Genomic DNA, 12,832 nt, shown 5'->3' on the forward strand with positions numbered 1-12,832 from the left:
AAAGCTGTCGATTTGATTTTCATAGCACAAAAAAGATGATTTTAAAAAGATTAAAATTTTACATACTGGCATTTTTTGTCTGCGCATTAAGTTTTGCACAAAACTTTAATGTTCAGGAAGTCACAAAAGCAAAATTAGTAAACGTATCCGGAGGTGCCTCTGCCAATACTGTATTCTATTCTGGAAATGCAGCCAGAGACCCATTCAGCTACTTTTTAAACGGAAATATTAATTTTAATATAGCTGGACTCTACAATATTCCGCTATCGTTTTCCTATACCAATCAAAAATTTGGTTATGATAAACCTGTTTTAATGAATCGACTGAGCATCCACCCATCCTACAAATGGATTACAGCACATATTGGAGATGTGAGCATGACTTTTTCTCCTTACACTTTGAGCGGACATCAATTTTCTGGTTTTGGAGTTGATCTAACACCGCAAGGAAAATTTAAAATTAGCGCGATGTACGGCAGATTATTAAAAAATAGCGAATACAACAGCGCATATCCTGACTTGCTGCCTACTTATAAAAGATTTGGTTATGGATTTAAAACCAATTATGCTTTAGAAAAAATAACTTTAGGAGTTACCTTTTTTAAAGCTAAAGACGAAATAAACTCAATCTCAAACCCAGTTCCATTTGAATTAGGAATTGCTCCAAAAGAAAATACCGCTATAAGTTTTGAAACCGGTTTTAAACTTTTTCAAAAGCTACAAGTATCTACAGAATTTGCAAACAGCAGCATTACCGAAGATACCCGAATAATTGATGGTTCGAAAGCTAAAGGAATAGCTGCTTTGTTTTTAAGTCCGAATAATACAACAGCAAGTTACAATGCCTTCAAAGGTCAGTTGGTTTATCCTGCAGGAAAAGGTACTTTGGGCTTAGGATATGAACGAATCGATCCTAATTACAGAACTCTTGGGGGGTATTATTTCAACAATGATTTAGAAAATATTACTGTAAATGCTTCGCAATCGCTTTATAAAGACAAAGTTGCTATATCTGTAAATTTAGGACTTCAAAAAGACAATTTAGACAAACAAAAAGAAAGTCAGATGAAACGATTGGTATCGGCACTGACCATTGACTATCGTGCGAATGAAAAACTAAATTTCAACATCAATTATTCTAATTTCCAGTCGTATACCAACAGTCGCAACCAATTTGATTACATCAATCAGGTTTCTGATTTTGATTATCTCGATACTTTAAATTTTAGACAAGTCAATCAAAACGCTTCGCTTGCGATTAATTATTTATTAAAAAATGATAAACGAATCAAAAAATCGATCAATGCTAATTTTTCGATGCAAGATGCCGTCAATCAGCAACAAGGACAAACAATTGCCGGAGGTGCAAGCACTTATTACAATTCCGGAATCTCTTACAGCATCGGCTATCCCGAAAAAGATTTGAATATAAATGCTGCCATTAATAACACTTACGGAAAAACTGATAGTGGCAAAAGTCTGATCTTTGGCCCTACCATTGGTGCTACAAAATTATTTTTTGACAAAAAATTTACAACCTCTGCTTCTACCAGTTATAATACCAGTTATAACGATGGAACCAAGCAAAATGATGTCATCAATTTTAGAGTAAACGGATCGTATATTTATATGCAAAAACATAATTTTAATATGGGAATCATTTCCCTGTTTAGCAACTCAGCGACTCAAAAGAACAATGATCTTACCGGAACTCTGACGTATACCTATTCTTTTGATAAAATAAAGTTACGCCCAAAAAGAGAACCTAAAACAGAAGAAGATCAGGATGTAAATCCAACGCTGAAAATAAGTTTTAACGGAAAAGTTTTCGAAGGAAATCGTGATCAAATTACAACACAGCTAAAAGACATGCAGCTGGCTCTAAAACCTTTGCCAACAGAAGAAAATACCAATTTAGAACATTTGCTCACACTGGCAACGTTAACTCCTGATGATAAACAATTTAAAGAAAAAGTGCTGGATTATTTGGAAGCTTATGATACTGCCGCTGAAACGTTAAAAAAATATAATGAATACTTGGCAGAAGCTTATCAGAAATTAGAAAAAGATATGTTTAGTAAAGACGAAAGTCTTGAAAATGAATACTCTATCGCCGTTGGACGAGTAAATAATCATGCCTTAAATGGCAAAGAAGAAGCAGATGTTACCAATAAAACTGCGTATAAATCGTATTTGAAATTGGTTGAAAGAAGTAATAATAACCGTGATAAATTAATGCATCATCGATGGATGTATCGCGAAATTTCGGCGTTATCGAAAATTACGTCAAGCGAAATACAACAAAACCAATATGCAGCTAATTTTAGCATTCAAGAAATTGAAGAAGCTTTTAAATTAATAAAAGACAAAAAATCAGCAACCGAAATAGTAGATATTCTTGAGGTAAAAATGATTCCGTTTTATCATGATCTGGCCGTTAAAAATGCCACTATTGATGATATTGATTTAAAACATATTCAGAAATAAAACTGTAGAAAACTAAAGTCGAAAGACAGTAATAAGATAGTAATACCAAAAATAATGGATAAACCGCAAGTACCCAAAATGCTAAAAAAACTACACCTTCTTGTTTTTATTGTATGCTCTTTTATAGGATGGAGTGGCCACGCACAGACATTTCCTGTTACAATTAGCACTCAAATCACGCAGCCCTCTCCTATTTACTTGAGTAACTATGCCGATGCGACAACCATAAATAGCCCGATTAAAATACAAGTGGCTTTAAACGATTTGACGATCTCGAACCGACAAGTGCGATTAAAGTTCTATTTTCAGGGCAATTCTATTTCGTTTGCTACCAACGATTTTGTGGTAGGCGCAAGACCCTTATATCTTGAGGGAGGTTTTCCGTTACAACTTACCAATGTTGACTTAGCACCTTATTTTGAATTTCAAAACATATTGGGTCTAAATCCAAATCAGTACGCGCAGCCTTTGCCGGAAGGAATTTACAATTTTTCTGTTGAGGTATATGATTTTGCTACCAACAAAAAGCTGTCTAAAAAAACGAGTGTCACCACTATTATTTTCCAGAATGAGCCTCCGTTCTTAAACTTGCCTTTGAATAATGCTTCTATAATGCAGTCCAATATTCAGAACATTGTATTCAGCTGGACACCAAGAAGCATCAATGTTAGCAATGTAGAATATGAGTTTTCTTTGGTAGAAATTTGGGACAATTATACACCTGTACAAAATGCTTTTGCTTATTCGCCGCCTTTATACACCACTACAACCAGAAATACAACGCTGCAGTATGGCATCAATCAGCCACAGCTTATACCGGGCAAAAAATATGCCTGGCGCATAAAAGCAAAAGCCATCTTAGGCGCCGAAGAAATTGGAGTATTTAAAAACAATGGTTATAGTGAAATTTTTTCTTTTAACTACGAAGTATCTTGTACAGCTCCCTTATCGATCACAACCACTGGCGTGAGCGAAAATCAAGCCAAGGTAACCTGGAGTGGCAATATTGATAATTATGATTATCAGGTAAATTATCGTGAGAAAAATGCCAACTCAGAGTGGTATAAGATCGTTACGCCTAGAGAATCTGCAACCATTAGCAACTTAAAACCCAATGCTACCTACGAATATACCGTAGGAGCTTCTTGTGATGTGGGCAAATATATCCACAGTACCATTCACGAATTTACAACACTTGCTCAAGACGAAATTGCTTTTGCAGGTTGCGGAATCAAGCCAGACCCTAAGGATTTGGCCAACAAAAACCCTTTACCTCAGCTTTTTCCAAACGATGTTGTTACCGCAGGAGATTTTCCTATTGTAGTTTTAAAAGCAACAGGAAACAACGGCAACTTTACCGGAGAAGGGTATGTAACACTTCCTTTCTTAGAAAAATTCAGAAAACTAATAGATGCCGCAGATGCTTTAGGCGGGGAAAAAATAAACATCGGGCAGTTCTCCCGTATCCGAATCACCTTTAATAATATCGGAGTCAATACCGATTTTAAATTAATTTCAGGTGAGATTGTAGCTAGTTATGATCCGGATTGGAAAGGGATGGCTGATCTAGATGGTGTCGTAAATGATGCTTTTGGTGATGCCGGTAATGTTGTCAATCATCAGTATGATTTATCTATAAAATCTGTTGTAAAGAATCCTGATGGAAGTATAACAGTTACTAGTTCTACAGGTGTAACTTCTGTTATAGAGAAAACGGTAAATGATATAGTCATTACAGATAAAGACGGAAAACAATTTGCTGTTCCTGCCAATGCTCTCGCCGGAGATATTAAACAAACAGGACAATTAGCTCCGGGCGGAATTCCGACTTCTAAAAACACAAACGGAATGGGATCTGGCGGCGACGTAGCCGAGATTTCTTCTGCAGATGTAAACGTGGTTTTCTCTAAAGGAGATGGAAAATATGCTTTTGATACTGCTCCAGCAACCGAAAACGGAAGCCTGACTAAAACCTATCAAACAATTCCGAAAAAAGGTGGTGGTACTTACAAAGTAAATTACAAAGCGATATCTGACAACCCTAGCACTGATGTTGTTGTGGCTACAGTAGATTTTAAAAATGGGAAAACCAAGAAAGATCTTGTCTTTAAAACCCAAAATGGTACCGCAATAGACAGTACTCAAATTGCCTGGAAAGACAATGTTGCAACGCTGACTTTGAAAAAGACTTTAGATTTTGCTAAAGAAACTATCATTGCAGCTGTAAAACCCGCAACTCCAAAAGATCCGAAGGAAACAGCAGGAAAATATGATATTGCAGGAACTATTGATTTGTGGCATTTGACCAATAAAAAAGTGAATGTGACTTTGGTAAGTGTTAATAAAGCTACGATACCAAGCAACGCTCAGAAGCAATTAAACGAAATTTATGAGCCTGCAGGAGTAACTTTTAATGTAAAGACCATAGATGTAACCTTAGATAATATTTGGGGTGAAAGCATACAAACTAGCGAAAGTGGTTTATTAGCTACTTACACAGACGAACAACAGCAAATAACGGCCAACTTAAAACAAAAATTAGGCGCAGATTATAAAAAAGATACTTATTATATAATTTACACTGATGCTCCATCAGACAAATCGAATATACTAGGTTTCATGCCTCTAAAGCGCCAATATGGTTTTATATTTAATAAAAACAATATTGTTCGCACCTTAGCACACGAACTTGGTCATGGAGTCTTTGGTTTACAACATCCTTTTACAGAATACAACACGTCTACAACAACCAATTTATTAATGGATTATGGTACCGGTGTTGAATTAAGCCACAACGATTGGCAAGTTCTTCACGCGCCCGGATTGCAGTTGTATCCTTTTATTCAAGGGGATAGTGATGGGGAGTATAAAACATGGTCAAAACTTATAGGAACCATCGTAGAAACCATACCAGGCTATGAAAATCAAACTAAATCTTTTGTAAGTCTTACAGGAGAAACTATAAGCTTACCTAAAGATTCTAGAGATTTTGGCTTCTTAAATGGTTATTTAGTTGGATTTACTATTGGTGAAGAAAGATGGTGCGCGTTTGTTACTAAACCTGATGATAAAATCTTTAAAGGATATTATAAAGACGCAATAGAAGGGGTAAATGGTTATGACTTTACAGGTAAAGTACCATACTCAATGAAAAGCGAAAGTAATCAAGTTTTCTTTGCGCAAAAAGGCAATTCTGATTGTTCATCATACACAATTTATTCTGGAATATTAAAAAACAGTACAATTACAGATGGAGGCATTAATAAAGAAAACATTCATGCCTCAAAAAATATAAATCAACTCGCAGGACTAATTGAAATAAAATTAATAGCGACAATTAATGACAAGATAAATTGTCTAAAAGGAAGAGCACAAGAGTTTTATAAATTTGTCTTAGAACACTATCAATCTAATAATATAACTATTACTGAAACTGAGAAAGATGAATTGGCAGATTACATTTTAGCATACAAAAATGTATTTATAAATAAATTAGATGGCGATGCGAATTCTATTCCATTTAAGCAGATTATTAATTTTCGAGAAATGCTAAAGTATGGTCATAAAGATTTAATAGCTAAGCTTAAAGGAGTATCTGAGTGGAATATTAACGAAGTTACCTTAGTAATAAATTTAGAAGATTATGAAAGAATTAAAGATGAATATCTACTATACAAATATATTAATGAAGAATTAGATACAGACTGTACAATTGCTGATAATTTAAGACAAAAAATTCAAAAAGATGGTGATGAAATAAAACTTGATTTTGAACTTCTTGCAGCTTTGGGTAAAGATACTTACGAACTAATCAGTGGTAATGAAGCTATTGAATTATTAAGTTGTTTACTAAAAAATTTAAAGATACCTGAAAGCTATTATAATCCAAACCGAATTGATAATGTTCAAAACAAAGTTTTTGATTATTTATTTGAAAAAGCAGGGGTAAGTCCACAAAGTTTAGCTGCGTTAATCCCTAAAGACCTCTATAATTACCCAAATGCCTGTGGTTGTGGAATATGGAATTCAATAGTAGACCTAGCATTAGGAATTACAACCTTAGCAGATGGATTGACAACAAATCCAGTAGATATAAATAAGTTCCTAAATGAAACATTTAATGGAATATCTGAAAAAAATGCTTTTTCTAAGATAGGGACTGATTTATGGACAACACTAAAGGAGCATCACGGTTACGTCGATGGATATGGCTTGGATGGATATCAAACAACATACGCAACATGTTACGATGTAGTTTTCGTATTATCTTTTTATGTTGGAGCGGGAGAAATAAATGCTCTTTCGAAAGCCGGAGAACTTTCAGATGTAGCAAAAATAATAGCAAATGTCATTAAATCGGCACCTTCAAAAACAGTAGCAACAATAACAGCACTCAAAAATGTTATTCCTGCTATGGCTAAATTTGGCAATAAAATTACTAGAAATATTGTTTTGGGAATTATTGAAAAAGTTCCTGATGATATCTTAAAAGTCCTGCCTGACGGAGCCAAAATAAGAATTATAAATGCTCAACTAAATAAAAATATTTTAGAATTTTCAAAAGAAGGATTAAAGATAATAGCTCCTATTGGATCTGGATCTAATCAAATAAATAATATTCTTTATGAGTCAAATGAAGTCATTACTGATATGATTTCAGGAAAGACAGGAATCCTAAAAATAGGAAAAGATGACGCAGGAAATATAGTTGCCTGGATATTCTCTTCAAATACAGAAACCGGAATTTTAACTCGAATCGAAAATTTGGGATATAAAAACCTGGCTGACGAAATAACTAAACTAGCACCAGATTTAAAATCTAAGTTTTTAAGTGATTTTGAAGTTGCAACATCAACAGTATTTAAGTCATTGAATGATGATCTTGAATTATTTGAAGTTTGGAAAAAATGGAATGATAAAGGCATAAAATCAATTGAAGATTTAAGTGCTTTTAAAAAGGTATGGAAGCAAAAAGTAAGGAACGTCACATTTGAAGAATTTTATACTAAAACAGCTTCGCAAATAAAGAGTGCTAATGGTAATAAATTTGCACCTGAAATTTATGAAGCATGGACAAAAGGTAAAGGCCATGAAAATGATTTAAAAACAGTATATAGAAAATTCGGTCTAGATCCTGCTAAAGAATATCCGCCATGCGAAGGTGTTTGGGGAGTTGACAAAAGAAAAGCTCCTTCAATTGATGAAATCCTGGATAGATTTCAAACAAGAGAAGGTTTAGGTGGTGGTTATGCAGGTGTTGTTCCTGCTAATTCTAGTTATACCATTTCCTCACGCGCTTTAATGGAAAATTATTCCGTATTAGTTGAAGAAGGTAAAGAATATTACTATTATAAATTTAAAATGAAATCTGTACCTTCGGATTTGTTATTTGAATATGGAGAAGCAATTCCGTGGTTTGATGAATTAGGAGGAGCAACGCAGGTAAAAACATCTAATTCATTTCAAAATCTTTCCAAAGAAATAGAAATCTTGGAAACATGGAAAATGAAAAATGGTGTATGGAACAAGGTAATAAACTTTACTGAATTTGATCTTCCTGCAACCATGGAACATGTGAAATTTAGGGATTTGGAAGTTCCAAGAAAAAATGGAATTGGAGGTTGCCATGATGCAATCGAATTTTCAAAAATAAGACAAGTTTCTGAGGCTGGATACACAGTACCACTAGATAAAGCATTAGATGAAGTTCCTGAAATAATTGTAACCAATATAACAAATAGTACTACCCCAGGAATTAAAACTGTAGAGTATAAAATCCCTGCAATAGATGCAAAATTAAAAACAACAGGCTTACTGAAGGGAGATGGAGCAAAAAATTTTAAGAAAGCTATTTATGATCCTGCAATTTGGTCAGATGATAAACTAGAAAAAGCTCTAAAAGAAGTATTGGAAGATGCAATAAACAAAAATGATGGCCAGCTACCCTCTGGTAATCCATCTGAAGGCTTTACATCTGAAGGTTATAAAATTATGTTTACTAGTAAAAATGAAAAAATAACAAGTTTCTGGTTTGATTAAAAAAACATAAATATGGAATGGATAATAACAGAGGACAAATTATCAACTAATAAATTAAGAATTGATTTTAGTCCTTCAAATAATACTTTAAGTATGTTTTTTTCTAATTTAAAAACAATTGAATTTTCTGATTACATACTTCAAACTATTAATTCAATTGGAGGATTTGGAATCGAGAATATTAGTATTTTGTTTTATAACCAAATGGATTGGGAAGACAAGGAAGGACTTAAAATAGAAGAAGGTGATATATATTTTTATGTATATGATGGATTAGCCAATGAAACAGTATTAAAGGAATATGAATTTGAAAAAATTCTATATGATTTTTCTACAAAAATTATAGCGATAAATGTCAAAAATGATTTCTTGCCAAAAAATTGGCTAACAAAAATGAATGAATCATTAAATATGTTAAAATATAAAATATTAAAAAGTGAAATAGAATCATTAGAAAAACTAAAAAAAAATATTTCATATACTTTTTTCGACGGTTTAAAATTACATAATGTAACTGGCCAACATGATAATTGGCTAAGTTCTACAGATTACGCTATTTGGAGTAATTCATATGTAGAAATTGGAACTAAACGAATTTATATTATAAAAGAAAATATAAAAGTATTATCTACTTTTAGATATTTTGATAAAGAAGAACTTGAATTATTAGCAAAGAAATACAATTTCAAAATAAAAGAAGAAAATGGCATTTATTATGCTTATACCGACGATCATAGCTCTAGACAATTTGAAATTTCTGAAAATGACGAATTAACTGTTATTTATTGTATGGGAGGTGGAAATATGCCCGAAAGTATTTTTATTTATGGAGTTTTCGAAAAATAGATAACAATACCCTAACTCTGGTGCGAGCGTCCCGCTCGTGAACACAAAGAACTTCTTTGTCATAACCCCTCTGGTGCTCATTTACAACGAGTACCTACTTACAGGTTTAGGCAAAACAAAGCGTTTGTAACGCGACTAACTAAGATAAACTCCCGCTGGTGCTCGTTTGCAACGAGTGCCTACTTACAGGTTTAAGCAAAACAAAGCGTTTGTAACGCGACTAACTACGATAATTCAAATACATGATTTAGTAAAAAGAAATATATTTGTTAAAAAATGTCTGAGAAATACAAAGTCATAGATAATACCGTTCCCACTTTTATTACCATCACAGTTGTAGATTGGGTTGATTTATTTGTTAGACCAGTTTATTGTAATATTCTAGACGATTCTTTTAATTATTGTATTAAAGAAAAAGGATTAAGTGTACATGCTTATGTTTATATGACTAGTCACATTCATTTAATAGCTACCGCTTTTGATGGAGAATTGCAAGATGTGATTCGTGATTTTAAAAAATTTACTTCAAAAAAAATTGTAGAAGCAATTCAGGAGCATCCAGAGAGCAGACGAGAATGGTTACTAAGAAAATTTAGTTATGAGGCACAAAAAGCAGGCAGAGCAAAAAAATATAAATTCTGGCAAGATGGTTTTCATCCCATAATTTTAGATACTTTAGAGAAAATCGAACAACGAGTAAATTATATTCATTATAATCCAGTAGAAGCACAAATAGTATTTCATGAAAGGAATTATGTGAATAGCAGTTACAAAAATTATGAACAAGACAACAACGTTTTTTGTAATGTTAATGTTGAACCGCTATGGTGATTTACTAAATTAGTCGCGTTGCAAACGCTTTGTTTTGTGTCTTCCTGTAAGTAGGTACTCGTTGCAAACGAGCACCAGAGGGAGTAATTAAGCAATTTAACGATATGTTTCCTGAAATTAAATTAATAATTATAAATGGAGCCAGATAAAAAGAAAATAAGAATATTTACTAACAAAGAATATTTATTAAAAGAAGTGATAAGTGATTACAATTCAATTAATAAAACAGATTTCATCTTCGTCAAATATATACATGGTGAAGTAAACTTTGCTATTATTGAATTTGTTAATGCTGATTTAAATCAAATTTTTGAATTAGGAAGAATGTTGGGTGGCACAACAGAAGCAGTAGAAAAAAATATATCAAATCCACCATCCATATTTATGTAATTTTTTGAATAATGTTAGATTGAAATTTACTAAATCTTTTCACTATCATTTGATTAAAATTTTTCATGATCTCTAAAATAAAAAACATTATTACTTATGCAACAAGAAAAGAAAAGATTAACCATAATTTGTGATTATGAAGATTTTTTAAAAGACTCCATTGATTGGTACAATTCAACTTATAATACAGACTTTGTTTTTATTGAATATATAAATCACAAATTAAATCTTGTCGTGGTTGAATTTATCAATGCAGATTTAAACCAAATTTTTGACTTAGGAAGAATTTATGGTGGTACAGTAGAAGCATTTGACAAAAAAATATCAAATAAAAGGTCTAGTATTTAATATGTTTTATTATAAGAGATAGATTAATACAAAAACTTTCACTTAAAAGATGTTAGGAAATAAACCTCAAAATCACCAGCTAGCGCGAGCGTCCCGCTCGTGAACACAAAGAATCCCCCTCGTCCTCGTTTGTCATCATATCTGGTGCTCGTTTGCAACGAGTAGATAATTACAGGTTTAGGCAAAACAAAGCGTTTATAACGCGACTAACTACGATAATTCAAATACATGATTTAGTAAAAAGAAATATATTTGTTAAAAAAATGTCTGAGAAATACAAAGTCATTGATAGTACCGTTCCCACTTTTATTACCATCACAGTTGTAGATTGGGTTGATTTATTTGTTAGACCGGTTTATTGTACTATTATAGGCGATTCTTTAAATTATTGTATTAAAGAAAAAGGATTAAGTGTACATTTATGTTTATATGACTAGTCACATTCATTTAATAGTTACCGCTTTTGATGGAGAGTTGCAAGATGTGATTCGTGATTTTAAAAAATTTACTTCAAAAAAAATTGTAGTAGCAATTCAGGAGCATCAAGAGAGCAGACGAGAATGGTTGCTAAGAAAATTTAGTTACGAGGCACAAAAAGCAGGCAGAGCAAAAAAATATAAATTCTGGCAAGATGGTTTTCATCCCATAATTTTAGATACTTTAGAGAAAATAGAACAGTGAGTAAATTATATTCATTATAATCCAGTAGAAGCACAAATAGTATTTCATGAAAGGGTGTGGGTAATACCATTCAAGATGTAAACTCATTAAAATAATAATATGAACAGAGAGCTATATATCCAAACAATAAGAAAAGAGTGTGCCTTTCTTGAAGACGAAGGGTATACATTTAAGGAAGTAGATATGAATATATTTTACACAAAAGATACAAATGACAAGGGATTTAGAATTGCCTTTAGTTGGCTGGAATATGGTGACAAATTTGTTACTCATGGTTTAACTGCTGAAAAGCGATTTAATATTGTAGAGCAAGAAATACAAAAAATATTAGATGGCGATTTAAATAATTATTATACTATTTACAAAAAACCTGTAGCTGATGTGGATCATATTCCTCAAGATTTAGAGTATGAAATGCGAGGAGAGAATTTTCGTTTTGTATCAAACACAGTTAAAGACATTCAATTGTTTAGTGCTTTTGTAAAATCATTTTACCAAAATGATGTAGTTAGTTTTTTTAATAATTACAATGAATTTATTGATGTTGCCAAATCTTATGAAAATTTAGAAAGAGAAAAAATATCAACCTTAATTATTAATACTGGTACAGATATTTTTTATAGAGAATTGGTGATTAAAAATAAGTCTAACGCACATGATGAAAATGATTTTGTAAAGATGGTTACCTCTGAACTTGAACCAATGAAATCAAACTCAACGTTTGGAAAAATATTAGAAAATTTTAAAATTCTGCATAACAATCTTCAAGAAAAAGCGGTCTAATACTCCGCTCTACGAAGTGTTCTCATAAAAAACTACACTGCTGCGCAAATGCTCCTCGCTCTCCGAAGTGTTGCTTATGAAAAGCTGCGCACTCTATGATAAAAAACAAATAAAATCATTAAAAGTTAAGATGCAAATTTATAAGTATTGATATAAGGAGTTTCTCTGTTAATAACAGCGAAAACTCTGATTATAAGTTTGCATCTAATATTATTTAGAACCAACATTGAGTTTCCCCCCCCTCTGGTGCTCGTTTGCAACGAGTACCTACTTATAGGTTTAGGCAAAACAAAGCGTTTGTAACGCGACTAACTACGATAATTCAAATACATGATTTAGTAAAAAGAAATATATTTGTTAAAAAAATGTCTGAGAAATACAAAGTCATAGATAGTACCGTTCCCACTTTTATTACCATCACAGTTGTA

General features: G+C 32.4%; 8 protein-coding genes. All 8 read left to right on the forward strand.

Going from position 1 to position 12,832, the window contains the following annotated elements; translation table 11 throughout:
* Nucleotides 1–35: 35 nt before the first annotated feature.
* The 8 genes from J3495_RS07700 (at nt 36) to J3495_RS07735 (ending at nt 12,404) form a co-directional block, all read left to right on the forward strand.
* The gene (locus J3495_RS07700) at nt 36–2,486 is read left to right on the forward strand and encodes a TonB-dependent receptor (protein WP_210665976.1); all 2,451 of its coding nucleotides are present in this window, start codon (nt 36–38) and stop codon (nt 2,484–2,486) included.
* A gap of 54 nt (nt 2,487–2,540) precedes the next feature.
* On the forward strand, nt 2,541–8,525 hold the full coding sequence (locus J3495_RS07705) for a fibronectin type III domain-containing protein (protein WP_210665977.1): 5,985 nt from the start codon (nt 2,541–2,543) through the stop codon (nt 8,523–8,525).
* A gap of 12 nt (nt 8,526–8,537) precedes the next feature.
* A complete protein-coding gene (locus tag J3495_RS07710) occupies nt 8,538–9,371 on the forward strand; it encodes a hypothetical protein (RefSeq protein WP_210665978.1) in 834 nt (277 codons plus the stop codon).
* A gap of 276 nt (nt 9,372–9,647) precedes the next feature.
* Complete coding sequence (locus J3495_RS07715; protein ID WP_210665979.1) at nt 9,648–10,202, forward strand: REP-associated tyrosine transposase; 555 nt, start codon at nt 9,648–9,650, stop codon at nt 10,200–10,202.
* A gap of 135 nt (nt 10,203–10,337) precedes the next feature.
* Nucleotides 10,338–10,592 (forward strand): hypothetical protein, encoded by a 255-nt coding sequence (locus J3495_RS07720; RefSeq protein ID WP_210665980.1) that lies wholly within the window; start codon nt 10,338–10,340, stop codon nt 10,590–10,592.
* A 96-nt stretch (nt 10,593–10,688) separates the two neighbouring features.
* The gene (locus J3495_RS07725; RefSeq protein WP_210665981.1) at nt 10,689–10,940 is read left to right on the forward strand and encodes a hypothetical protein; all 252 of its coding nucleotides are present in this window, start codon (nt 10,689–10,691) and stop codon (nt 10,938–10,940) included.
* A gap of 429 nt (nt 10,941–11,369) precedes the next feature.
* Nucleotides 11,370–11,621 carry a hypothetical protein gene (locus tag J3495_RS07730; protein ID WP_210665982.1) on the forward strand — a complete coding sequence of 84 codons (252 nt, stop codon included), beginning with the start codon at nt 11,370–11,372 and terminating at the stop codon, nt 11,619–11,621.
* Between the two features lie 99 nt (nt 11,622–11,720).
* A complete protein-coding gene (locus J3495_RS07735; RefSeq protein WP_210665983.1) occupies nt 11,721–12,404 on the forward strand; it encodes a hypothetical protein in 684 nt (227 codons plus the stop codon).
* The last annotated feature ends 428 nt before the right edge of the window (nt 12,405–12,832 follow it).

The sequence above is a fragment of the Flavobacterium geliluteum genome (assembly GCF_017948595.1).
Lineage (GTDB): Bacteria > Bacteroidota > Bacteroidia > Flavobacteriales > Flavobacteriaceae > Flavobacterium > Flavobacterium flavipigmentatum.